21 protein-coding genes are annotated in these 25,038 nt (G+C 54.5%); 15 read left to right on the forward strand and 6 right to left on the reverse strand.

Features of this window, described 5'->3' with window-relative positions; all coding sequences use genetic code 11:
- Positions 1–40 precede the first annotated feature (40 nt).
- Together RUDLU_RS0101430 and RUDLU_RS0101435 are read left to right on the forward strand one after the other, a co-directional pair.
- On the forward strand, positions 41–1,138 hold the full coding sequence (locus RUDLU_RS0101430; RefSeq protein WP_019986557.1) for an AMP-binding protein: 1,098 nt from the start codon (positions 41–43) through the stop codon (positions 1,136–1,138).
- 83 nt (positions 1,139–1,221) lie between these two features.
- Positions 1,222–1,959: a hypothetical protein gene (locus RUDLU_RS0101435; protein WP_019986558.1), complete on the forward strand. Its 738-nt coding sequence runs from the start codon at positions 1,222–1,224 to the stop codon at positions 1,957–1,959.
- On the opposite strand, the gene RUDLU_RS26765 is transcribed toward RUDLU_RS0101435, so the two are convergent.
- The gene (locus RUDLU_RS26765; RefSeq protein WP_019986559.1) at positions 1,931–2,566 is read right to left on the reverse strand and encodes a class I SAM-dependent methyltransferase; all 636 of its coding nucleotides are present in this window, start codon (positions 2,564–2,566) and stop codon (positions 1,931–1,933) included. The genes RUDLU_RS0101435 and RUDLU_RS26765 overlap by 29 nt on opposite strands.
- A 133-nt stretch (positions 2,567–2,699) precedes the next feature.
- Between RUDLU_RS26765 and RUDLU_RS0101445 the strand changes: the two genes are divergently transcribed.
- Entirely contained in the window at positions 2,700–3,608 is a 909-nt protein-coding gene (locus RUDLU_RS0101445) for an LEA/WHy family protein (protein ID WP_019986560.1), read from the forward strand.
- Positions 3,609–3,644: 36 nt separating this feature from the next.
- On the opposite strand, the gene RUDLU_RS0101450 is transcribed toward RUDLU_RS0101445, so the two are convergent.
- Together RUDLU_RS0101450 and RUDLU_RS0101455 are read right to left on the reverse strand one after the other, a co-directional pair.
- Positions 3,645–5,165, reverse strand: a complete 1,521-nt coding sequence (locus RUDLU_RS0101450; RefSeq protein ID WP_019986561.1) for a serine hydrolase — start codon at positions 5,163–5,165, stop codon at positions 3,645–3,647.
- A gap of 120 nt (positions 5,166–5,285) precedes the next feature.
- Positions 5,286–6,542 carry an MFS transporter gene (locus RUDLU_RS0101455; protein WP_019986562.1) on the reverse strand — a complete coding sequence of 419 codons (1,257 nt, stop codon included), beginning with the start codon at positions 6,540–6,542 and terminating at the stop codon, positions 5,286–5,288.
- A 259-nt stretch (positions 6,543–6,801) separates the two neighbouring features.
- On the opposite strand from RUDLU_RS0101455, the gene RUDLU_RS0101460 reads away from it, so the two are divergent.
- The 9 genes from RUDLU_RS0101460 (at position 6,802) to RUDLU_RS0101500 (ending at position 17,431) form a co-directional block, all read left to right on the forward strand.
- Complete coding sequence (locus RUDLU_RS0101460) at positions 6,802–7,935, forward strand: Gfo/Idh/MocA family protein (RefSeq protein WP_019986563.1); 1,134 nt, start codon at positions 6,802–6,804, stop codon at positions 7,933–7,935.
- 92 nt (positions 7,936–8,027) lie between these two features.
- A complete protein-coding gene (locus tag RUDLU_RS0101465) occupies positions 8,028–9,173 on the forward strand; it encodes a Gfo/Idh/MocA family protein (protein ID WP_019986564.1) in 1,146 nt (381 codons plus the stop codon).
- 33 nt (positions 9,174–9,206) lie between these two features.
- Positions 9,207–9,647: a four helix bundle protein gene (locus RUDLU_RS0101470; protein ID WP_019986565.1), complete on the forward strand. Its 441-nt coding sequence runs from the start codon at positions 9,207–9,209 to the stop codon at positions 9,645–9,647.
- A gap of 61 nt (positions 9,648–9,708) precedes the next feature.
- Positions 9,709–10,761, forward strand: a complete 1,053-nt coding sequence (locus RUDLU_RS0101475) for a sugar phosphate isomerase/epimerase family protein (RefSeq protein WP_027302659.1) — start codon at positions 9,709–9,711, stop codon at positions 10,759–10,761.
- A 526-nt stretch (positions 10,762–11,287) separates the two neighbouring features.
- Entirely contained in the window at positions 11,288–14,707 is a 3,420-nt protein-coding gene (locus RUDLU_RS0101480; RefSeq protein WP_044129271.1) for an ATP-binding protein, read from the forward strand.
- Between the two features lie 116 nt (positions 14,708–14,823).
- Complete coding sequence (locus RUDLU_RS0101485) at positions 14,824–15,603, forward strand: adenosylcobinamide-GDP ribazoletransferase (protein WP_027302661.1); 780 nt, start codon at positions 14,824–14,826, stop codon at positions 15,601–15,603.
- 20 nt (positions 15,604–15,623) lie between these two features.
- A complete protein-coding gene (gene cobC, locus RUDLU_RS0101490) occupies positions 15,624–16,217 on the forward strand; it encodes an alpha-ribazole phosphatase (RefSeq protein ID WP_019986569.1) in 594 nt (197 codons plus the stop codon).
- A 25-nt stretch (positions 16,218–16,242) separates the two neighbouring features.
- Positions 16,243–16,785: a DUF6580 family putative transport protein gene (locus tag RUDLU_RS0101495; protein WP_019986570.1), complete on the forward strand. Its 543-nt coding sequence runs from the start codon at positions 16,243–16,245 to the stop codon at positions 16,783–16,785.
- Between the two features lie 121 nt (positions 16,786–16,906).
- Positions 16,907–17,431, forward strand: a complete 525-nt coding sequence (locus RUDLU_RS0101500) for an acyl-CoA thioesterase (protein WP_027302663.1) — start codon at positions 16,907–16,909, stop codon at positions 17,429–17,431.
- Between the two features lie 19 nt (positions 17,432–17,450).
- On the opposite strand, the gene RUDLU_RS0101505 is transcribed toward RUDLU_RS0101500, so the two are convergent.
- On the reverse strand, positions 17,451–18,131 hold the full coding sequence (locus RUDLU_RS0101505) for a DUF1345 domain-containing protein (RefSeq protein WP_019986572.1): 681 nt from the start codon (positions 18,129–18,131) through the stop codon (positions 17,451–17,453).
- 158 nt (positions 18,132–18,289) lie between these two features.
- Here RUDLU_RS0101505 and RUDLU_RS0101510 point away from each other — a divergent pair, with 158 nt between their 5' ends.
- Positions 18,290–18,964 (forward strand): response regulator transcription factor, encoded by a 675-nt coding sequence (locus RUDLU_RS0101510; protein ID WP_019986573.1) that lies wholly within the window; start codon positions 18,290–18,292, stop codon positions 18,962–18,964.
- Positions 18,965–19,127: 163 nt separating this feature from the next.
- Positions 19,128–19,520 carry a response regulator gene (locus RUDLU_RS0101515; RefSeq protein WP_019986574.1) on the forward strand — a complete coding sequence of 131 codons (393 nt, stop codon included), beginning with the start codon at positions 19,128–19,130 and terminating at the stop codon, positions 19,518–19,520.
- Positions 19,521–19,525: 5 nt separating this feature from the next.
- Here the strand turns inward: RUDLU_RS0101515 and RUDLU_RS0101520 are convergent, their stop codons facing one another.
- Positions 19,526–21,718, reverse strand: a complete 2,193-nt coding sequence (locus RUDLU_RS0101520) for a TonB-dependent receptor plug domain-containing protein (RefSeq protein WP_044129272.1) — start codon at positions 21,716–21,718, stop codon at positions 19,526–19,528.
- A 137-nt stretch (positions 21,719–21,855) separates the two neighbouring features.
- Positions 21,856–24,195, reverse strand: a complete 2,340-nt coding sequence (locus RUDLU_RS0101525) for a tetratricopeptide repeat protein (RefSeq protein ID WP_019986576.1) — start codon at positions 24,193–24,195, stop codon at positions 21,856–21,858.
- 132 nt (positions 24,196–24,327) lie between these two features.
- On the opposite strand from RUDLU_RS0101525, the gene RUDLU_RS0101530 reads away from it, so the two are divergent.
- Positions 24,328–25,038 (forward strand): DUF2461 domain-containing protein, encoded by a 711-nt coding sequence (locus RUDLU_RS0101530; protein WP_019986577.1) that lies wholly within the window; start codon positions 24,328–24,330, stop codon positions 25,036–25,038.

Raw genomic sequence — 25,038 nt, forward strand, 5'->3', positions numbered from 1 at the left:
TGCCTGACAAACGTGCCTCTGTTCGGGGTATTTTCCCTTTATGTATAGTTTCGACGGTCGGTTACCGGTTGACCAATGGCCTTTGCCCACCCACACGTACGCCGAGCAGGCGGTAGCGTTTGCACGGGCCTGGCAGTCGGGGCAGGCGACGTTTGTCCTGCATACGTCGGGTTCCACCGGAACACCCAAGCCCATTACGCTCACCCGCACTCAGATGCAGGCAAGCGCCGAGCTTACGGGGCAAACGTTCGGGTTGCAAGCCGGCGACAGGGCGCTCTGCTGTCTCAACACGGCCTACGTAGCGGGTACTATGATGCTGGTGCGGGCTTTGACGCTTGGCCTGCGGCTGGTGCTGGTTGAGCCGTCGGGAAATCCGTTGACGTTGTTTAAGACGGGTACCAACAATTTCGATTTCTTTGCCTTTGTGCCTCTTCAAGTACAGGCAATACTGGGCCAGACGCCCGAGAAAATCGAAATACTGAACCAAGCTAAGGCTATTTTGCTGGGGGGGGCAGCTACCTCGCCGGTGCAGGAGGCTCAGTTGCAGGTCATTGCGGCTCCGGTCTATGCTACCTACGGAATGACCGAAACGGTTTCGCACATTGCCATTCGCCGGTTGAACGGCCCCAACAAATCCGACTTTTTTACCGCGTTGGATGGGGTCGAGTTACGCACTGATGCCCGGCACTGTCTGGCAATTCGGGCGGCCGCGAGCAATTTTGCGTGGGTGCAAACCAACGATGTATTTGAGTGGGCCGACGGGACGGAGCCTGGCAAACGGTTTCGAATTCTGGGGCGTGCCGATTCGATTATTAATACCGGGGGCGTCAAGGTTCAGCCCGAGCGGGTTGAGCAGATTGTACAGAGGGTTCTGGCTATCAATGGGTTGTCGCCCCGGTTGTTTGTGGCTGGAGTGCCCGATGAGCGGTTGGGTGTGCGGATTGTTCTGGTGGTCGAAGGCAAGGCCGAGGCTTTGCCGGAACTCGAAGCCAGGCGTAGCGAATGGACTGAGCAGGTTCGTCGGGAAATTGGCCCCTACGCTGTGCCGAAAGACATTATCTTTGTGGCCACATTCTGCGAAACCCCGACCGGTAAAATTGACCGGAGTAAGACGCTGCACTTAGCCATTGGGCAGTAGTCACGGGCTTCGCCTTATTGTTTATTGGTCATCCAGAGAGGCTGGGCAACCCCAGGAATCCATGACCAATGACCCCAAGCACTATGTTTAAAAACGTACAGATACGCTTCCAGACGGCCCGGTCACTCCCGGCTCCATACGCTTATTTCTTCACCCTGGCGGTTCGCCCGGCGTTTAAAGACTATCTCGCCGTTGACCTGAGCGTGACCTACCCGGATCGCGATGATATCGACGACGATGAGCTCATTGCCGAAGGCTACACCCGCGACGACGATTTTGCCTGGAATGGTCGGTTTGGGCTTGTGTGGCAACAGGCCATGGCGTCGCTGGTGCAGAAAACGAAGCTGGAAACCCTGAATGAAGAAGAGCTTGACGAGGATGATGACTTCTGGGAGGTGTCTCTGACGGCGGAAGACGGCACCCAAAAAACGGGGATGCCCGCCAATTATGAAGATTGGCAATACCTGATTCAGGAACTGATGCAGGCTACGTACGAAGCGGCCGGCCGCGAACGTCCCTTCGAGCTAACCTACGTTGAACCAGGTCGGGAGGGGGATCTGGAGGTGCAGATTACAGCCTCCTTTGCCGAACGAACCATAAACCTGCAAACAACCCAAAACGGACGGTCGAAGACGAAAACGTTGCCCTGGAAAACGCTTCAGTCGATTATGAGTACCATTTATGATGTGGATTTCGACCCCGAAGAAGCCGAACTAAAGCGCCCCCGTCGGGCGGGAGCGTGGCTCAACCTGGGTACTGAAGAATGGTACGACGTTGGGCCTTATGAAGATATTACGGCGATGCTACGGAAGATCGGCTAAACAGCACCGAAAGTACCATACCGTTCACGGCTGCCTCCTGCGCGACAGAGGGCAGCCGTTTTTGTATCAGTGGGAGCCAATCGGGTAGTCGATTGGTGCGTAAGCCTGCCGTCCATTGAAAAAAAAGAAGCATGGCCCTGACGAGTGCCCGTTGCCACCACACGTTTGTCGGAACAAAGTCGGTGACGAGCCAGAAGCCCCCCAGCGTCAGGTGTTGAAGGAGCCGGGGAATCATGCGTTCGGCCAGCCACGGCTCCGAAAATAAATCAAGCACAAAGGGAGTCAGAATGACGGTGAACCGTTCCTGCTCTGACAATGACGCTTCGGTGCCCTGCATGAATGCTACCCGGTTACGGCCCGGGTGGTGTTGCACCCGTTTCTCTGAAAGTGTGAGCATTTGGCCCGAGGCTTCAAGGTACACAACATGGTCGGGCGCACAACGGTCGAGCACCTGCTTGAGCAACCAGCCGGTGCCGCCCCCCAGAATGAGCCACCGCCCCCCATTCGGTAGCCGGTCCAGCAAACTTATCTGTGCCCGTTGAAGTGAGCGGCCAAAAACCAGCCGTGCCAGCGGGTCGTAGGTGGATGCGATGGTGTCAAAAGTCATTTAGTTCATCGAAAATAAAGCGAAACGGGCCAGTTTCTGTTAAGTGTTATCAGGTAATAATATTAAAAAGGTAGAACAAATAGTTTGTTTACCGGGCTCTCGTAAAGCCGCACACAACGTAAACAGAAACGGGATGAAAAAGGGATGGATTGTGGCGCTTCTTCTGCTTTTAGTAGGGGCTATTGGAGCTTACGTGTGGTACAGCCGACTCAAAAACGAAGCGCAGGCCGAAGGGGGGGCTTACGATGATACGCTCAAGCCGCGTCTGGAAATGAGCACTATGGAGATCACAAACATGGACGACGACGTGATTACGATGAACGTGAAAATGCTCATTGACAACCCTTTACCGGTTGGGTTCAAAGCGAATAAACTGCGTTACACGGTGTATATGGCCAAAACGCCCATCATTGAAGAGTCGTACGCCAAAACGATCGAGGTTGAGTCGGGTGATAGCACGTTTATAACGCTACCCATGAAGCTGCAAACCAAAAAAATGATGGCCGTACTAAATGCCCTTGACCAAAAGAACATCGACAGTACGACCTATGGGGTCCGGGCCGCGTTTGACCTTGACGTACCAATTTTGGGCGAGCGCACCTTTACGCAGACATTTGAAAAACGGTTACCGACGGTTTATGTCCCCAAAATAAAGATAGAAGACCTCGACTTTGGCAAAATTGGTCTTAAACGTACCGATGTGGCCGCTAAGGTGAGCATCGAAAATCGCAATAGCTTCCCAATTCAGTTTACGGATACGCACTACCGGGTGTCGATCGACGGTAAGGAGATTGCCGAGGGCCACCAACCCGAGCCGGTAGTCATCAGAGAGCGAGCCACCACGCCTGTTGTGTTTCCTGTAACCATGAAGCCGGGCAACACGTTGGGCCTGTTGCCCAAAATGCTGTTCAACAAAAAGGATACGCCTTTTCTGGTGACTATGCAGAGCAAGTTAATCGCTAAAGGAGGCAACAAAATGCTCAACCAAAGCCAGATGAATACGGTAGTGCGGGGTACGCTGGCCGATCTGAAAAAGGATTAGCGTCAGCACTATTCTGTAATTCGTGTTAAGCTGACTTTAACGCGCTGCTTTTGTAAACACGTACGGGTCGTACTCCACAAAGTCGCTGGCTTTGATTTCGACGCTTTTTACGGTATTCCCATCGACGCTAAACCGGGCCGGAAACACGCCAAATGCCTGATTGGAGTACGTTAGCCGAAAGGTGTTATCGTCCATATACTCAAGCCGGGCCGTCATGCGTGGGTGATGTTCAAACAGGACATCGAGCCCCGTGCCAGCTGGCTTTAGCGTAATGGTTCCGTACAGTTCGTTACGGTAGGTTCCGGCAAAAGCCATCAGAGGCAGCGATGGTTTGTTTCCTTTGGCAACCCGGTCGGCCAGAGCTTTGAGCGTAGCCTGTTCCTCAGCCATGCCCGCGCGGGCTTGCTTTAGAAAAAAGGCGCTGCGGTTTGTGTACGGAACGCCCAGATAGGCATCGAGAATCTGATACCGCAATGCCTCAAAGAAGCTCTGATTGTCGTTGTTGGTCAGAATGGTAATGGCCAATTTTTCTTCGGGTACAAAGCAGGTATTTGTCACAAAGCCGAAGGCCCCGCCGGTATGCCAGAAAATCTGCCGCCCGGCATAATCTGCCGATAGCACACCCAGGCCATACGTTTGAAAATGGCGGGGCAATACCGTCGACTTGCGGCTGCCGACGATTGTGTTGGCGTCGCGAGTACGTTGAACCACACTCCAGGGCAGAATCCGCTGCCCATCGAGCCGACCGCTGTCGAGCTGCATCATGAGCCATTTACTCAGGTCTTTCACGCTCGAGACCATGCTGCCTGCCGGTCCTAAATTGTCGACGACGTCGTACGGAATCCGGCGCAGAGGGCCAAAGCTGCTGGTATGGGGGCGGGCTACGTTGGAGCGGTTTTCGGCCCCGGCCGTGAGCATGTACGTATTCGTCATGCCCAGCGGTTTGAGCAGGTTCGTTTCAACGTAAGCTTCCCACGATTGGCCGGTCACCTTCGGAATGATTTCGCCTGCCGTAACGAAAGCCGAGTTGCAGTAGCCGTAATCCTGTCGAAACTGCCCGGTTGGTTTCAGAAGTCGCATCCGCCGGATTACTTCGGCACGGGGAAGGTCGGTGTTCCAGAAGGTAAAATCGCCCTGAAAGGTCTTGGTCCCCAGCCGGTGGCAGAGCAAATCGCGCACGCTAACCAGAGCCGTTGAGGTGGGGTCGAAGAGCTGGTAATCGGGGAAGAACTTGGTCACCTTGTCGTTGAGTGACAGTTTCTTGTCATCTTCCAGCTTGGCAAGCGCCGTACCCGTAAACAGTTTGGTGTTCGACGCAATCAGAAACAAGGTGTTTTCATCGACGGGCTCACTTTTACCGGCTTCACGCACGCCAAACCCTTTCGACACAACTACTTTGCCGTCTTTCACAACTGCAATGGCGAGTCCCGGAATCTGCCAGTCGGCCATGCCACGCTCAATGTAGCGGTCGAGGCTGTCGGCGATAAACGCGGGTGGTTGGGCGTGGAGGAGACAGGACGAAAGGAGGAGGGAGGAAAGGAGAAGCAGGGGTTTCATGGTGAAATTGTCGTAGCGTGTAGGGGCGTTTCCGGATAAAATGAGACGTTGGACACAAAGAAACAAAAAAGCCCCGCAAGTTGCTGCGGGGCTTTTGTTCGGTGTAAAACCGTGTTGGTATTACAACTGCGGCTGCTGGGCTACCGTCGACTCATCGACGTGGGTAACCTTGCGGTTGCGCATGAAGAACCACAGCGCCGTGAAGGCCACAATCAGGATGATTGGGAAGGTGGTCATCTTGGCCAGTGTCGCCTGACCAGCCGCCAGTTCGAGGGCGTCGCCCGTCAGGCCAGCGGCCGATTTAGCTGCCCGCTCCGTGTCAATCCAGCCACCGATGATAGGCTGGAAAATAGAGGTTGAGAACATACCAACACCACCCATTACCGACATGCCCAGGGCGCCCGAAGCCGGAATCCGCTCGGCTACGAAACCGATCATGGTTGGCCAGAAATAACACACGCCAATAGCGAAGAACACAGCCGCTACGTAAGCCATTGGGCCCGTTACGCTGCTGAAAAGGTAAACACCGATGGCGGCAAAAACCGCTCCGCCGAGCAGTACACCCGTTTGGTCAAGTTGGTGGATGATAGGCCCACCGAAGTAACGGCCAACGGCCATCAGACCGGTCACCAGAGCCAGAATCAGCAGCGGGCTTGCTCCCGACTTGCTCATAATCAGACCTACCCACTGCTGCGGACCAAACTCGCTAATTGCCGTCAGGGCCATGCAGCAGAACATGAAAATGTACAGCGGTGTCAGCATAGCCTGGAAGTTGCTGGCCAACGAGGTTGAACCGGCCACTTTGGCGGTTGGGAATGTCTGACCAAAGAACAGGAACGCGTAGATGAGGGTCGGAATCATGATCACCCAAATCTGCGCCTGCCAGGGAAGGTTCAGGTTTTCAGGACCCATGAACAGCGAGATCAGGCTACCTACCACGATACCACCGGGGAACCACATGTGGAATCGGTTGAGCATCTTGTTCATGGTAACGCCCGAGTACATATCGGCAATCATGGGGTTACAGGCCGCTTCGGTACAACCATTGCCAATACCAATCAAAAAGGTTGAAATCAGCAGCGTGGTATAGCCCTGTGCGTAGATGGTGAGCAGAATACCCAGCAGGTGACACACAAACGCAATCTGCATGATCGTCTTGGGGCCAACGGTGTAGTACACCAGACCGCCGATAATCATAGAAATGGGGAAGCCCAAAAACCACATCGAGTTAATAAAACCCAATTGTTCGGCAGAAAGGCTTAGCTCGGTTCCCAACTGGGCCAGGATACCCGCCCGGATACTGAACGAGAACGCCGTGGTAATGAGAGCGAAGCAACTGGCGTAAAATAGTCGCGACTGATTGACAGCTTGGTTCATTTGGTAGACAATTAGGGGGTTTAGACTGGAGTTAAAGAAAGATCATCCAAAAAAGTAGGGGATAGGGCAGGATTACCCGCTACACCGTTCTTTTTGGCCAAAATTTTAGAAAAAAATGGATTTACGCTAATTTCCGGCCGTAAAAATTATCGCACTGTGCAACGGGTAAAGCGGTTCCTTCGGCCACTTTACTACCGTAGTGATTACGTTTCACAGCATCAACTTAAACAGTAGCAAGTATATGCATCGCAAATTGCGCATGGGTCAGATCGGGGGTAGCCTCGATGCATTCATAGGAGCTGTTCACCGTCGGGCCGCCACATTTGATAATGAAATTGAGTTGGTTTGTGGTGTTTTTAGCCAATCACCCGAAAAATCGAAAGCAACCGGAAAGGCCCTGTACCTGCCCGATAATCGTGTTTATGAAAGCTTCGAGGAGATGATTCTCCGCGAAAAAGAACTGCCCGAAGGCGAGCGTATGGACTTTGTCAGCATCGTGACGCCTAACCATATGCACTTCCCACCGGCCAAAATGGCCCTCGAAAATGGGTTCCACGTTATTTGCGACAAGCCCATGACGCTGAACCTGGAGGAGGCCAAAGAGCTGGTTGGCATTGTGGAGAAAAGCGGATTGGTCTTCGGCCTGACGCACAACTACACGGGCTATCCGATGATTAAAGAGGCCCGCGATATTGTCCGTAACGGTAAGTTGGGGAAAATCCGGAAAGTGGTGGTCGAGTACCCGCAGGGCTGGCTATCGAAGTACGAAGAAGGCAACAATTACAAGCAGGCGATTTGGCGTACCGACCCGACCAAATCGGGCGCGGCCGGCTGTATGGGCGACATTGGCACGCATGCCGAGAATTTGGCTGAATACGTAACGGGTCTGAAAATTGAAGAATTATGCGCTGACCTGAGCACGTTTGTCCCGGGTCGTTTGCTCGATGACGACGGCAACGTTCTGCTCCGGTTTGAGGGCGGAGCCAAAGGCGTACTGCATGCCAGTCAGATTTCAAATGGCGAAGAGAACGCCCTGAAAATCTACGTGTACGGCGAACTCGGCGGTCTGGAGTGGCATCAGATGGAGCCCAACACCCTGCACTACAAATCGCAGGAAGGCCACCGACTGTTGCGCCCGGCCGTAGGTGATCTGAGCGCAGCAGCCAAAGCACACGGCCGGATGCCATCGGGCCACCCCGAAGGATTCTTCGAAGCATTTGCCAATATTTACCGCAATTTTGCCTTTGCCGTAAAGGCACACATGAACGGTCAGCAGCCCGATCCGCTGTACGATTTCCCGTCGGTGTACGATGGCGTTCGTGGCCTGGCGTTTATTGATACGGTACTGGCATCGAACAGCTCTAATGAAAAGTGGACGAAGTTTAAAGAGTGAAAGAGTGAAAGAGTGAAAGAGCGATGTCTGAAAATCCCTTTCACTCTTTCGCTCTTTCACTCATTCACTCTTTTGATAATCTAAATACATACATGCAAAAAATCCAAGTTGGTGTTGTTGGTACCGGGTTTATCGGCCCCGCTCACATTGAAGCACTCCGTCGGTTACCCAATGTTGAAGTCGTTGCCCTCTGCGAAGTGACGCAGGAGCTGGCCGAATCGAAAGCCGCTCAACTGGGTATTCCCCGCGCCTATACATTCGATGAGCTGCTCAAGCAGGACGACATTCAGGCTGTGCATATCTGTACGCCCAACTTCCTGCACTACAGTCAGTCGAAAGCGGCTCTGCTGGCGGGTAAGCACGTGATCTGCGAAAAACCCTTAGCCAAGGATCTGGCCGAAGCCGAGGAACTTGTCGCTCTGGCGAAGCAAACCGGTCTGGTCAATGCTGTTCACTTCAACCTGCGGTACTACCCGCTGGTGCGTCAGATGAAGGTGATGCGCGAAAAAGGCGAACTGGGCGAGGTGTACAGCATTATTGGCTCGTACCTGCAGGACTGGCTCTTTTACGAAACCGACTACAACTGGCGTCTTGAGCCCGATAAGTCGGGTGATTCGCGGGCGATTGCCGACATTGGCTCGCACTTGATGGATATTCTGGAGTACGTGACCGGCGTGAAGACCACCGCCGTCATGGCCGACTTCAATACTATCCACAAAACCCGTAAGAAGCCGCTGAAGGCCGTTGAGACCTATTCGGGTAAGATGCTGCAGCCGGAAGATTACGCCGATGTACCCATCAATACCGAAGACCATGCCAACGTATTGCTTCGTTTCGACAACGGCAATCGGGGTGTTGTCACGGTGTCGCAGGTGTCGGCTGGCCGGAAGAACCAGCTGAAAATCGAGATTTCGGGCTCGAAGAAAACGTTTGCCTTTGATTCAGAATCGCCTAACCAACTCTGGATTGGTAACCGCGACGGCTACAACCAAACCATGACCGACGACCCGTCGCTCGTACATGCCGAAACGCGCTCGGTGATCAGCTTCCCCGGCGGGCACAATGAGGGTTTTCCGGATACGTCGAAGCAGATGTTCAAGGAAGTGTACGCAGCTATCGAAGCCGGTAAGCAACCTGAGAACCCCACGTACCCAACATTTGAAGACGGCTACCGCGAACTACTCATCTGCGAGCGGATTCTGGAAAGCAGCCGTAAGCAGGCGTGGGTGGAGGTGTAAAGGTGAAAGAGCGAAAGAGTGAATGAGCGAGTTATGACAACCGACGACAAAGACGAAACGAATATGGATTGGTCTGTTGAGGAGTATATTGTTGACTATTCAGGCCATTCTAAAAGTGAGTTTTTGGACGATATTCAAGGGCGATTGAAGAAATTTATGCTCCGTTGTCTGTCGGTTTGCCGGGCATTGCCGACTGCGTATGAAGCACAACACTTCAGTCGGCAGCTAATTCGTTCATCGTCCTCGGCTACTGCTAATTTTCGTGCCGTCCGGCGTGGGCGCAGCGAGAAAGAGTATTATGCAAAATTGAGTGTCGTTATTGAAGAACTCGATGAATCACTCTTTTGGCTCGAAACACTGGTGGATGCCAATTTGGTAGCATCGTCTCGATTAGCAGGCCTTCTCGACGAGGGCTATCAAATCCTCAAAATCTTGTCCAAATCACGTAAAACAGCAACAAAACAGAGAGAGTGAACGTGCGGAAGAGCGCTCAACCGGCACTCTTTCACTCTTTCACTCTTTCACTCTTTACATCATGAAAACAATGAAAGGGCCAGGTGTTTTTCTGGCACAATTTCTCGGAGATACAGCCCCTTTTAACTCTCTCGATACCATCGCCCGTTATATGGCCGACCTCGGCTACAAGGGCATTCAGCTTCCGACCTGGGACCCACGGGTAATTGACCTGAAGCAGGCTTCGGAAAGCAAAACGTATTGCGACGAGCTGAAAGGCAAACTCGCCGATATTGGCGTCGAAATCACCGAACTATCGACCCACCTGCAAGGGCAGTTGGTAGCCGTTCACCCATCGTACGCAGCCATGTTCGATGGATTCGGGCCGGCCGAACTGGCGGGTAAGCCGAAAGATCAACAGGCGTGGGCCGTGAATCAGCTGATGATGGCGGCCAAGGCGAGCCAAAATCTGGGGCTCACCTCACACGTTTCGTTTACGGGGGCCCTGTTGTGGCCGTTTATGTACCCGTGGCCGCAGCGCCCGGCAGGCCTGGTTGAAACGGGCTTCACCGAACTCGCCAATCGTTGGAAACCAATCCTGGATGCGTTCGACGAAGCAGGTGTGAACGTCGGGTACGAACTGCACCCCGGCGAAGACGTGCACGATGGTGTCACGTTTGAAATGTTCCTCGAAAAGCTGAACAACCACCCCCGGGCCGGTATCAACTACGACCCGAGCCACTTTGTGTTGCAGTGCCTCGACTATCTGCAGTTTATCGATTTCTACCACGAGCGTATCTACGCATACCACGTGAAAGATGCCGAGTTTAACCCAACGGGCAAGCAAGGTGTGTACGGTGGCTTCCAGGGCTGGGTTGAGCGGGCCGGTCGGTTCCGTTCGCTCGGCGACGGTCAGGTTGATTTCGGCGGTATTTTCTCCAAACTGGCGCAGTACGACTACGACGGCTGGGCGGTGTTGGAGTGGGAGTGTGCCCTGAAGCACCCTGAGCAGGGAGCCGCCGAAGGCGCGCCCTTCATCGAAAGCCACATTATCCGGGTTACGGAACGTGCTTTCGACGACTTCGCCGGTACGGGTGCCGATGAGGCTTTTAACAAGAAGGTTCTGGGGCTGTAATTGGTGCTCCTCCCAAATAAACATGCATGAGTCATCCCGAATTTTAGGGTAGTCTAGGCCTCGACCCAACCCAACGCCCCGTAAGGGGCCCGATGTTGGTAGAAAAGACGTCTCCCAAGAGAACCCGAGCCCCGAAGGGGCGTAACTTAATTCGAGTTACGCCCCTTTGGGGCTCGGCTATTTGGATCATTTTCCCCGTTAGCTACAGATATTAGGCCTCTAACGGGGCATCCTGGGGGAACGTGGGCCTGAACCATCAAGATGTTGAAAATTCGGGATGCCTCATGTTTTGTGTTACGTACTGAGGGTAGGACTGCCAAAAATCAGGTTAGATAGAGAGTAAGGAGACCAGTAAGTAAGGTTAGCGGGGCATAGAAAAACTTTTTCGGGCCTGTGCCGTATTTTGTTCTAAATCAAACGTGTCAGCAAGGCGAGGTAGCAAGGCATGAAAACTTGCAGCCTGACATATCTTAACGCTACTGGCGCACGTAACCCCATATTGAGCTTCATATTGCCTAATTCCATCATGACAGGAGCCGAAACGTCGAATCATTTTTTGGCGGGCGGTGGTGAAATGGGTGCCTTGATTCGGTCGATGGATTGGTCAAAAACCGCTCTTGGACCCGTCGACACCTGGCCACAAAGTTTACGCACATCCGTTAGCCTATGTTTATCCTCTACCTTTCCCATTCTGATTGCCTGGGGGCCTGAAACAATCCAGATTTATAACGATAGTTACCGGCCGATCTGCGGAGCTAAACACCCCGAATCTATGGGGCAAAACTTTCGAATCTGCTGGGAAACCGCCTTGCCCGTTGTGGGCGACGCCTTTACGCGTGGGCAAGAGGGCGAGGGAACGTACATCAAAGATCAGCGGATGTTTCTGGATCGCTACGGTTATCTGGAAGAGGCTTTTATGACCTTTTCGTTTGCGCCCATCCGCGACGAGTCGGGGCAGGTTGGTGGTATTTTTCACCCCATCACCGAAACCACCGATAAGATGCTCAGCGCCCGCCGTACGCAGGTGCTACGCGATGTAGCTGCCTTGACCGGGCAAGCCAAAACGAAAGAGGCCATTTATGAAAACCTGGCCACGGCCGACGCCGATTTTGCTCTCGACCTCCCTTTTTTGCTCTTCTACGAGTTTGACGAAGACGCTACCTGTGGCCGTTTAGTAAATACATTCGGGTTATCTCAGCAGTACCCGATACCCACACATCTGTTGGAGCTGAACGTAGCCGAAACCGACTGGCTGTCTGATTTATCCAACACGCTGGTAATAGAAGATTTGTCGGATAAACTGGCCCCGTTGGAGGCTGGCCCCTATCCCGAAGCGCCCCATACGGCCGTACGGTTACCCATTCTCCTTTCAACCCGTTCGGAGCCGGTGGGCTTTCTGGTGGCTGGAGTGAGCCCACGCCGGGCGCTCGACCCCGAGTACCTCACGTTTTACGCCCTGTTGGCCAACACGATTAGTACGGCCTTCTCGAATGTATATGCCTATCAGGAGGAGCAGAAACGGGCCGAAGCCCTGGCGGCCATCGACCGGGCCAAGACGGCCTTTTTCAGCAATGTAAGCCACGAGTTTCGGACGCCCCTCACGCTCATGCTGGGTCCATTGGAGGAGCTTTTACAACGAACTGATGTACAGGCGTCAGACGTGAAAGAACCCATCGAAACCACGCATCGGAATGCGCTTCGGCTACTCAAACTGGTTAATAATCTACTTGATTTTAGCCGCACTGAAGCCGGGCGTACGCGGGCTACCTACCGGCCGGTTGATCTGGTTGGGCTAACGGTTGATCTGGCCAGTAGCTTCCGCTCACTCATTGAGCGGGCGGGTTTAAAGTACACCGTCGATTGTCAGCCCCTGCCCTCGGTGGTGTATGCCGATGCCGAAATGTGGGAGAAAATAGTCTTGAACCTCTTGTCCAATGCCTTCAAATACACGCTGGAAGGGGAAATTGAGGTAACCCTGACGGCAGAAGGAACTGAAGCCATACTTCGGGTATCCGACACGGGTATTGGGATACCGGCGCACGAGCTTCCGCACATGTTTGAACGATTTCACCGGGTAGAGCAGGCCGGTGGGCGTACCTACGAGGGTAGTGGTATCGGGTTGTCGCTGGTGCATGAGCTGGTGCAGATGCACGGGGGCACAATCGCCGTAACCAGTGTCGAAGGCGAAGGCAGTACGTTTACCGTTCGATTGCCGCTTGGCAAAGCGCATCTGCCGACTGTGCAGGTTGTAGAAGAAGTACGCGCCAATGGCTTGAGCCCCCTGGCTGAATCGTTTCTGAAAGAGGCTGGCACGATGCTGGGCGAAACGCCTTTACCAGCTGATTTAGGTGAGCAGGATGCAACCGCACCCAAAATCCACGTCCTGGTTGTCGACGATAACCCTGATATGCGGGGCTACCTGACCCGGTTGCTCCAGCCCTCGTTTGAGGTGCAGACTGCCGTAAACGGAGTCGATGCGCTCGAACAACTGAAAACGTTTGAACCTCAGCTGATTCTGAGCGACATCATGATGCCCGTAATGGACGGTAAAGCCCTGCTCCAAAACCTGCGCCAGAACCCCGCAACGGCTCAAATTCCGCTTATTTTTCTGTCGGCGCGGGCGGGGCAGGAAGCTCGGATCGACGGGCTGGAAGCCGGTGCCGACGATTATCTCGTTAAGCCGTTTTCGGCCCAGGAGCTGTTGACTAAAGTCCGGGTGCAGATTGCCCTCAACCAGTCGCGCCGACAGAGCGAAACCCAATTGCGGAATCTGGTCGAACACGCACCGGTAGCCATGCTGCTGGTGAAAGGTGAAAAGATGGTGGTAGAGCTCATCAACCAGGCTATGCTCGAACTGGTGCAGCGCGAGGACGGCGTACTCGGCAAGCCCCTGTTGGAAGCCCTTCCCGAACTGGCAGGGCAGTCGTTTGTGGACCGTTGCCTGCAGGTGTTTCAAACCGGTGTGCCCGATCAGGGTTGGGCGGTGCCTATACCCGTACACCGACATGGTCAATTGGAAACGGGGTACTTCAACCTGCTGCTGACGCCCTACTACGAAGGAAACACCCGTACGGGCGTACTCGAAATATGTACCGAGGTTACCGAGCTGGTGCTGGCGAGTCAGGCACTGGCGGGTAGCGAAGCGCGATACCGGCAGCTTTCGGCCGAGCTCGACCTGCAGGTGCAGCAGCGTACGGCTGAGTTGCAGGCATCGGTGTACGACCTGCAACGCTCCAACGAAAACCTGCAGCAGTTTGCTTATGTGGCCTCGCACGATTTGCAGGAACCCCTGCGCAAAATCCAGTCGTTCGGGGATCTGATTCAGAAACAGTACGCCGATCAACTGGGCGAGGGGAGTGAGCACCTCAACCGGATGCAAGCCGCTGCGAGCCGGATGTCGACACTGATTCGGGACTTGCTCAGCTTCTCCCGCATTTCGACCCGGCAAGAGGCCGTATCCCCCGTTTCCCTGGCCCATATTTTACAGGATGTGCTGGCCGATCTGGAAGTGACGATTCATGAAACGGGCGCACGGGTGCACATTGAGCCGTTGCCCACCGTTCCCGGCGACTGGTCGCAGTTGCGGCAACTTTTTCAGAACCTGATTGCTAACGCGCTTAAGTTTCAGGCGCCCGGCACGGCACCGGAAATTTGGGTACGCGAGGCACGGATAGAAGCCGCCGATTTGCCGCCTGCGGTGAAGCCCGTGCGCCGTGCGTCGGCATTCCACCGAATCGACGTAAAGGACAACGGGATCGGCTTCGATGAAAAGTATGTTGACCGCATTTTTCAGGTTTTTCAACGCCTGCACGGGCGCAATCAGTTTTCGGGAACCGGTATTGGGCTGGCCATCTGTCAGAAAGTAGCCAGTAATCATGGTGGAGCTATTACCGCAAGTAGTCGGCCGGGGGAGGGGAGCACGTTTAGTCTGTATTTGCCTGTCTGACAGTTTTTTTGTGGTTGGGGGAGCGTGAACCGCTGCTGGCTTCGTGAGGCAGGCCATCGTTCGGGCTGAACCCTATGGGTAGTTTGACCGTTAACCGTACGGTCAAACTACCCACTATGAAGCTACTTTTTACCGCCCTGATGTTTTATACCCGCTTGCCGGTGCCTAAGGGCATCGACCATTCGGAAGACTTGCTGAACCGATCGACCATTTTTTTTCCGCTCATCGGCTGGATTGTTGGCCTAATTGGGGTAGGGGTGTACTGGATTGGTACCGTGCTGTTTCCGCCCGAGTTGGCGGTTCTGTTCAGCATGATTGCTACCGTCTGGGTCACTGGGGCTTTTCACGAAGATGGTTTTGCGGATGTGTGCGATGGCTTCGGCGGAGGCTGGTCAGCTGAGCAGATTCTGACCATCATGAAAGACAGCCGGCTCGGTACGTTCGGGGCCGTGGGGCTGGGGTTGCTGCTGGCGGTCAAGTTCTTTGCCCTCAAAACCATGCTGACGGTCGAAGCCTTTGGCGTGGCCGTAGCCCTCAAATACGTAGCTGCGCATAGCCTGAGCCGCTTACTGGCCACCTCCATGATGCGGGCTTTACCCTACGCCCGGCTCGACGAAACGAGCAAAGTAAAACCTATTGCCAAAGGCATTACCGACGGTCAACTGGCCATTGCTGCCCTGTTTGGCCTCCTGCCCCTGCTGGTGTTGTCGGTGTACACGGGTCTCTGGATTTACCTGACCTTCCTCATCCCGTTATGGCTTGTACGCTGGCGGCTGGCGTCGTTTTTCGGGAAATGGCTTGGTGGCTATACCGGCGATTGCCTCGGCGCTACACAGCAATTGGCCGAAGTAGTTGTGTACCTGTCGTTTGTGTCGCTGCTCTGGGTTAGTGTCTGAAACAAATTTCAACCCCACACATGGAAATTTACTTGATTCGGCATACCGAAGTAGCCGTAGGGCGGTCGGTTAGCTATGGGCAGAGTGACGTCGAGCTGGCAGTTAATTATGAGGAGCAACGGGACCGGATTCTGCCCCATCTGCCCACCGAGACACCGGCTTACCTGTTTAGTAGTCCCCTGAGCCGGTGCCGGTTGCTGGCCAACGATCTGGCAACCTCGGCCGACGTTGATCTGCAACAGGTGCAGTTTGACGACCGGCTCAAAGAACTCCATTTTGGCGATTGGGAAATGGTGCCCTGGGCCGATATTCCCCGGTCATCACTCGATCCCTGGATGGCCGATTACGTCAACGTAGGCCCGCCCAATGGCGAGTCATTCGGGGCATTGTTTGAACGCGTTACGGCCTTTTGGCAGGAAAAAATAAGCCCGTTGGCGGCCGAAAACACCGGTTCGGCCTACATTATCACGCATGGCGGGGTGATTCGAGCTTTGCTGTGTCTGTTTCTGGATTTATCTTTGCAAAACGCCTACCGGATTCACCTCGACTACGGTTCGCTCACCAAACTAACCACAAACGGTCAACACTTTACTATTCAATACATTAACCGCTGACCGTTATTTTATGGCTTCCAATCGAATGAATGCTTTAACCATCCGCCTGACCACACTGCTCACCATCGTGCTGGCTACGGCCCTGTTTCGTTTAGTACCGCATTGGCCCAACTTTACGCCCGTAGCCGCACTGGCTCTGTTTGGGGCGGCCACCTTCGATCGGAAGTGGCTGGGTCTGGTTGCGCCGTTCGGAGCTATGCTCCTGAGCGACGCCATTCTGGGTTTTCACGGAAGCATGGGGGCGGTTTACATTAGTTTCGGCCTGACCTGGCTCATCGGAGCGCTGGCCCTGCGTCGGCCTACAGCCGGTCGGGTAGCGGGTGCTGCGTTGGCATCGTCTACCCTGTTTTTTCTCATCACCAACTTTGCCGTTTGGTACGGTAGCACGTTTTATCCGCAAACCCTGGCTGGCCTGATGGGCTGCTACGCGGCTGGCCTTGCCTTTTACGACGGCCAATCATTTTTCCTGAACGGCGTGCTGGGTGATCTGTTTTTTAGCGGTGCCCTCTTCGGCGGATATTACCTGTTGCAGCAGCGGTTTACGGTTCTCCGTCCCGCCCGCGCTTAACTGACACTTCATTTTATTCGGGTCATCGGGTTGTCGTTGCTTGTCTGCGTAGTTTAGGTTTGTCACGCGATGAACGGCTATGAACGACAGGCAACACAGGCCCGATGACTTTTTCTTTTGTATGCTAAAACCAAAACTCGCCCGCGACTCACACACCATCATGACGGAGATGGTGCTTCCTAATGACACCAATACGCTCAACAACCTGATGGGCGGCCGACTGCTTCACTTCATGGATATTGCCGCGGCTATTGCGGCACAAAAGCATTCCAACCGTACTGTGGTGACGGCCTCTGTCGATAATGTTTCGTTTTCGGAACCTATTCGGCTGGGTAACATTGTGACCATGAAAGCGCAGGTGACCCGGGCTTTCAACTCGTCGATGGAGGTGTTTATCGAAGTGTGGGCCGAGGATATTCCGGCCGGAGTGCGGGTGAGCACCAACAGCGCTTACTACACGTTTGTAGCAGTCGACCAGAATGGCCGGCCTATCGAGGTGCCTGCTGTTGTTCCCGAATCGGACGAGGAAAAAGCCCGTTTCGACAGTGCCTTACGCCGTCGGCAGTTACGGCTGGTGCTGGCCGGGCGGATGCAGCCGCAAGAAGCCACCGAACTACGGGCGCTGTTGCTCGGCGAGGGAGCTTAACACTTGCCTGGACATTTGGCTATTTAGCCAGCCCGCCAATAATATTCGATACGGTGTTGATGCTCAGGGCAATAATGCTCGTGTTGAAGAAGAATGCCAGAAAGCCATGCAGAAGCGCGAGCCGACGCATGGCTTTTGATTGTATTGCCACGTCGGAAACCTGACTCGTCATGCCGATTACGAACGAGAAATAGGCGAAGTCGAGATAATCGGGCTCATCGTCGCCCGGAAAGTCCAGTTTTTTAGGGGTAGACCCGGCTTTTGTGTGTCCCTCATAATAGAGCCGGGCGTAATGCAGGGTAAAAACGGTATGGACCAGCATCCATGAACAAACTACCACCATAGCCGAGAGGAGAATATGCAGCTGCTGATGGCTGCCCCGCCCGTCGGTTCCGGACCGGAACAAGAGAACGATGGCAAACAGACTGGAGAACGAAGCCAGAATAACAAACAGAAACGATACTGTACGGCCCAGATCCTGCGTCCGGGTGAGGGTGTTCAGATGCCGGGGGTGAGCGGTTGTCAGGGTAATCCAGCAAAGGATCAGGTAGCTGAGCGAATAGGCTAGCCATACCGCAATTACGCGCGTGGCCGGGTCGAGGGCGTAGGGCAGGGCCAAAGCCGTCAGCCCGGCTACGCCCAGACTAAGCAGGAGTCGCCGGTGGGCGTTCAGGCGGTTGATGGCGTGTAAGACAGACATGGAGGATAACGTATAAAACTACTGTATAGCCAAACCGGTAAGTCGTAAGGATGGATAAGCCGGTTGAATAGCTTTAACCGTGTTTTCATCTGACAAACCGATAATAAGCCGCTATTTTACCTAAAAACCGCGTTTTTGCCCTAAAACCGGAATAGGTTATGCGTATTTTGCTGGTTGAAGATGAGCCTAAGTTGGCCCGTTTTGTGCGTAAGGGCCTGGTCGAACAGTCGTTTCAGGTCGACGTAGCGACGGACGGACTGGCTGGGCATGAGTTGGCCCGGTCGAACCCGTACGATGTACTGGTAATCGACGTGAACCTCCCCAAACTCAATGGTATAGAACTGATTCGGCGGCTTCGGGCAGAAAGTAACAATACTCCCGTGCTGGTGCTGACGGCCCTGGATCGTACGGATGATAAAGTAAGCGGATTTGAGGCTGGCGCCGACGATTACCTCGTGAAGCCGTTTGTGTTTCGGGAGTTGCTGGCGCGGTTACGCTCGCTGCATCGGCGCGGCACGAATAGCGGCAGTAGTAATCCCCTGATTCGGGTGGGGGACCTGGAACTGGATGTGACGCACAAGACCGTTTCGCGGGCGGGTATGCCAATCAGCCTGACCTCTCGTGAATTTCAGATGCTGCAGTACCTCATGGAGCACACGGGGCAGGTGGTTTCAAAATTCGACATTGCCGAGCACGTGCTGAACCAGAAAGCCGAGTCGTCGACAAATGCAGTGGAAGTGTATATCAATCTCCTGCGTCGAAAGATCGACAAGACCTTTCCGAGCCCGCTCATTCATACCGTTGTCGGGATGGGTTACGTACTACGCACCTGATACACGGCACCGTGCTTTTTTAATGAGATTTTTAGTTTTTCGTAAGATGAAAACCGGGCTATTCCACGTTGTGTAAAAATAGGATGACCTCGTTGACACCTGAATTCGGGGGCTTTTTTTCTCGTACCGACCTGTAACGTATACTATTTTAACCACCTTTTCCATGAAAGCCAACCCTTGGGTCTGGTTAGTTGATGATGACAGCGACGATCAACTGCTTGTAAAAGCGGCCTTCAAACAGACCAACCCGGATGTGAAGGTGCACACGATCGATGATGGCGATCAGTTGCTGCCACAGCTGAACACAACGACCCATTTGCCAAAACTGGTTTTGCTTGACCTCAATATGGCACGCATGGGTGGTTTCGAAACGCTGAAGGCTGTGCGATTGGCACTCCCCGAGGTGCACATTCCTATTGTTATCCTGACCACGTCGATCAGTGTAACCGATCGGCAGCAGGCTATCCAGCACGGAGCCAATGCCTTTATCTCAAAGCCAAGCGAATACAATAAGCTGGTTGAGCTAACCCGAAACCTGGCCAGTCAGTGGTTGTAAGTTGCTCAGAATGCGCTTCGAACTGTTAGGGTTAGGTTGCGGCCGGGGGCGCTGATTCCGCTGGCGAAGTAGCGATAATTTCTATCCAGAATATTTTCTAACGCGGCCTGTACCGTCAGGTAAGGCCCTGCTTTAAACGAGCCCCGTACGTTCAGTGTCGTCCAGGCCGGCATACCGTCGGGGGTGGCATATTGGGCGTTATCTTCTCCTTCCGGGTTGTAGTCTGCAATTCGCTTCCATCCGTTATAAAGAGCCCAGACTTCAGCCTGCACCCGTCCATTCTGATAGGTCAGGGCAGTTCGGCCAAAGGTCGGCGGAATGTGGTCGAGTGGGGTCTTTTTAGCGTCTTTGATCCGTCCCTGCGTGCCGTTGAGCGTACTGCTCAGCGTGAGCTGGTTGGTCAGACGGAGTTGAGCCGCCACGTTCCAGCCCTGAATGACAGCCTGCCGTTTGTTTTGAGCGGCCAGTACGGAGCTCATCTGCCCGCCATAGAGCACACTCGTTTGGCCATTCAGGCTAAACGCATCCACGACAATGGCATTGGTAAACAGGGTGTAGTAATACGTAGCGTCGAGCCGCAGCCGATTGCCCAGCCACTGCGAAACCGAAAGCTCTCCGTTGTACGTGTATTCTGGCTTGATACCGGGGTTCGGCACAACGAGAACGCCCGCCCGCGAATCGAATACTTTGGTCAGATCGTCGACGTTGGGCGCGCGGAAACCCGTAGACCCCAGGAGGGACACGCGCGTCCGGTCGGTAGGGCGGTACAGCAAACTAAGGTTACCTGTGAGGGCTGCCGGCCGCTGCCGGATGCTATTAAACGGGAACGGGAAGAACGTTTTGTCGGTAAATTGAGCTTCTAACTGCGACCAGCCGTACCGGATACCTCCGTTCAGGGTCAGGGCTTTGCTGAGTGAAACCGCATCGCTCACGTACAGGCCGAGGGTCTGAAGGGTACTACCTCCATCGGGATAGCGGGTGTTGAATGGGCCAGGAGCCCCCGTTAAGGCGTTGACTGTCTGGGCGTTGGAGTGTACGCCGTTGTGCGTAAGTTCCAGTCCGTACTGGATCAGATGCCGACCGGCCTGTTTCTGTAAATCGGCATTCACCGACCAAACGCCGACTCGCTCCAGTTGCTCATTCCGGGCTGCTGCGCCCAGTCGACGACTGATACGGCTCTCTTCAATGTGCTGGAAAGCTGCCGTCAGCATGGCCCGGTCGTACAGGCGCGTTGGCCGCGAGAGGGTCAGGTTGTACGACGTCAACAGGCGTTTTTCAGGGCCGTAGTACCATTCTGCAAACCGAAGCCGACCCGAGGCCATTTCAGTAAGCCGGTCGTAACGAGGAACATCGCCTGTGGTCGAATACTGTACGTTGAGCGTATGCTGAACGCCCTCTGAGGGCTTAAACAAAACTTTTTGCAGGATATCGAGCTGTTGGTACGCTGACCCGATCTGCTTATTTGGGTTGGCGTTTTTTACCGGTACATCTTCATTATTGTGGCGCTCCACGTACATAAAGCGCTTACCAAAGTCGGGGTAAGCGTCCCGGCGTCGGTTACCCTGAACAATATCACCAAATGATCCGTAGGTCACGCTCGTCAGAAAACCAAGCCGGCGGTTGCCGAGGCTTACATCAGCATGCGCCGTCCGTTCGCCGGTGGCGGAGCCGTATCGGATATAAGCTGAGGGCTTGACAAGCCAGTTTTTTGCGCCCGAGAGCTCTGGGTTGCGGCTCTGAAAGTACATGACCCCGCCCAGGGCATCGCTGCCGTAGATAAGCGACGACGGGCCAAACAGGACTTCAGCCCGTTCGAGCATTGAAGGGTCAATTCGCAACACGTTCTGTAAATGCCCGGCCCGGTAAATGGCGTTGTTCATCCGAACCCCATCAACCACAATCAGGACCCGGCTTGCTTCAAAGCCGCGCAATACGGGGCTACCTCCTCCGCCCTGACTCTTCTGCACAAATACGTTACCGGTTTGCTGCAACAAATCGGCCGAATTCATGGGGTTGCGTTGGGCAATCTGACTCCCGGTTATGGTCTCGGTTTGAAACGGAACGGGGCCTTTGGTCTGAAACTTTTGCGCTACTACCCGCACCTCGTCGAGGTCAATTGACCGGCGGGTACTGTCTGCTGTCTGTGCAGGGGCGTTCAGAACAGCAAGACTAAAAAAAAAGGGTAAAAAATAGCGCATGCAGTAATGTTGGAGGATGAAATGCGTTGCCAAAACAGGCCCGAAATTAGCTAAAAAAGCAATGGTGCCTGCCCGGTTATAGGTATAGGTATGTAAAGCCCGATTTTGGCAATAAAATGAGGGGTTTAGGGCCGATGTCAGAACGTCGGGCAACGCGTGCTGCCCCAGCGGGTGCTTCGGCGGGGCCGGGCTGGTTTGGGCATCCGACTTCGTTTGGCGGGTGTGCCCGCCACGGCGGGGCGCGTAGCTACCGGCGGGGTACTTATTTCGGGAGCTGTTGCCGGACCTGGCTTCACGGCCGATGGGGCTACGGTAGCCGTCGTCGGCGCGGGGTCGGCCGGTTCGGGCATGGTCACAAAATCGTCAATGGCCAACAGGTCGGGTGGGCGGGGCGGCTCCATGGCCAACGGAAACCGATGGTCAGGCGGGTAGTCGTACACATCGAAATCGTAATCGTACAGGTAGATATTGATGTAGCCATCCCGACTGTACTTGGCACTGATCGACTGCGTGGGCAACCGTCGTTCGGCCGCCAGAAGGTTCGGTTTGCGGTTAAGCGAGTCGGGGTAGAAAGTCCGGTACAATTTCACCCGGTTGTACTGGTAAATGAGGTTGTTGGAGTCGAGCTCGATAGCCAGATTGAGGTAGTAGCGCGAAAAATCGGGTTTTCGGTTGGCAGCGTACAGCACGCCCATGTTATTGATGGCACTGCGGCTCATATAGGCCTGATAACTCTTCACGGCCTCATCGTAGAGGTTCAGGTTCTTCAGCACATTCCCCAGATTATTCTGGTAAAACCGGCGCGAGGTGTCCATTTGCTGGGCTTTTTCGTAGTCCTGCCGGGCCAGAGCGTAATACTTTCGGGCTTCCTCGATCTGTTTTTTCTTGTCGAGCTGTAGAGCCATGTATGAGCGAACAATCCCCCGGTTATTGAGCAAAAATGCCCGGCGGTGGCCCCGGTTAATCAGGCTGTCATAAAGGCCATGCGCTTTGTCGAGCTGATCCATTTCCAGCAGACTCACAGCCACCCCGTTGAGGGCGTTGAGGTTGGATGGATCATCTTTCAGAGCCTCGCGAAACACCGGATACGCCTGATCCATCAGGTTCAGTTTCAGGAGCAAACTGCCCCGGTTGGCCTGCATCCGGGCACGGGTTTTGGCCGAAAGCTCCGGGGGCGGCTGAGCGCCCGGCCAATGGTGTTCGGCCGTTTTGTTGATAGCCTGTTGTAGCATTTCGAGGGCCTGCCCGTATAAATCCTGCCGCCGGTACACTTCGCTCAGGCCCGAGAAAGCCGATGGGTCGCCGGGGCGCAGCCGGGACACAATTTCAAGGGCACGCCGGGCCGTATCGAACCGGCTGATACTGAGCGAAGCCAGTCCCTGATGCAGATAAGCGTCGGCATGGTCGGGGTTTGTCGGGTCGAGCCGGGCCGTAATCTGCCGCAGATGCCCCATTGACTCAGGTAGGTTCCCTTGCCGGAAGGCCACCACGCCCAGCCCCATGCGGGCGTTCAGGCTGGCGGGGTCTTGCCGAAGTACCGTTTCGTACTGGACCCGTGCACTGCGGTAGTCACGGTTGCTGGCCAGTGCATTGGCCAGTCCGGTGCGGGCTGCCGTCGACTGGGGCATGAGCTGCAGGGCGGCCCGGTACTCCGCGGCTGCCCGACCAAACTCGCGCTGCCCGTAGCGGGCGTTGGCCATGCCCAGCCGGGCGGCCCCGTGCGCCGAGCGGTCGTTGCCCGTCAGGTACTGCTCAAATAAGGCGACCGCATCATCGAATTTACGCATTCCCAGCAAGGCATTGCCCATCCGGACAGGCATAACGGGTCCGTAGGTCTCGTCGTTTTCCAACGCTTTGTAGGCTTTCAGGGCGTCGGCATAAAAGCCCTGTACCAGAGCCAGATCAGCGCGAAGCAGCTGGGCCGTAGACCCTGCTGCGCCCGATAGCGTACGTTCGGCTTCCTTGAATTGACCTAACTGATATTGCGCCAGGGCGATGTTTACGGCCTTTTCGTCGGCCCACTCCCGGGTGGCCGGGGCTGCCTGCAACGTTTTCAGACCGCCTGCCCAGTCGCCCTGTCGGCATTGCAGACCGCCGAGGTTGAGTTGTGCGTGTGCAAAGGTGTTGGCTTTCTGGAGGGCGGCCGCTGCTTCGTCGAAGCGTTTGAGTTTGAGTAGTACTAACGCCCGGTTATAGGTCAGCGTGTCGGAAGGGCGTGTCTGACCAGCTTTGGTGAGCAGGCCAAGTGCCTGCGCCTGTTTGCCAGCTTTGCTGAACAGTATCGCCGTGTTGTTTTGGCCCGGTACCGGATCTTTGCGGGTGGGTGCTGAGGCCGCTACCCGTACGGGCGCGGGACTCTTGAGCGAGTCGGTACGGGTAGGCTTGGAAGAAGAAAAAAGCCCCCGTTCTGCGCCCCCAAACAGAGGACAGATACTCACCAAACAAGCCGACAACCACACGCACCAACTTCCCTTCATGCCGTAAAACTAATGGATAGGAGCACAGATTTCACCGAGGCAGCCGATTTTCGCCCGTATGGCTTATATGAAACGGGTTAAATGTATACTAGGCGTGGTCGGGTCACAAAAAATAGAGTAACTTTGACTATCATGGCTGCTAAAACCGTAACCAAGGCCGTTTTGACGGCACCCACGCTCCAGTTCATGCGTGACCTGGCTCAGAATAACAACCGCGAATGGTTTCAGCTCAACCGCAAACGCTATGACGCTGCAAAGGCCGAATTTGTCACGTTTGTCCATCAGGTATTGCAAAATGTATCTGGGTTTGAGCCCCTTCCAAACACCGACGCAAAAGACTGTATCTTCCGAATCAACCGCGACATCCGTTTTTCAAAAGATAAAGCCCCTTATAAACTTAATCTGGCTGCGGCTATCGGGCCGGGCGGGCGGCATTCGGGGCGGATTGATTATTACATCCATATTCAGCCCGGCAATGAGTCGTTTATCGGTGCGGGTATGTGGCAGCCCACCCCCGAACATCTGGCCAAATTCCGGCAGGAGATCGACTACAATGTGGAGTCGCTGACGGATATTATCGAGGCTCAGCCGTTTCGGTCGTACTTTCCCGAAATCTGGGGAGAGACCATGAAAACGGCCCCAAAAGGCTACACCGCCGACCATCCGCATATTCATCTGCTCCGGCGTAAGCAACTGTTTTTTATGCACCGGTACACAGATAAAGACGTACTAAAACCGGGCTTTGTTGACGAAATAACGCAGGCCTGCCAGTTGCTGAAACCTTATTGCGACTATCTGAATTACCTCTTTTTTGAAGAAAAAGACGAAGCCATTACCCTCTGA

This window comes from Rudanella lutea DSM 19387 (assembly GCF_000383955.1).
Classification (GTDB): Bacteria; Bacteroidota; Bacteroidia; order Cytophagales; family Spirosomataceae; genus Rudanella; species Rudanella lutea.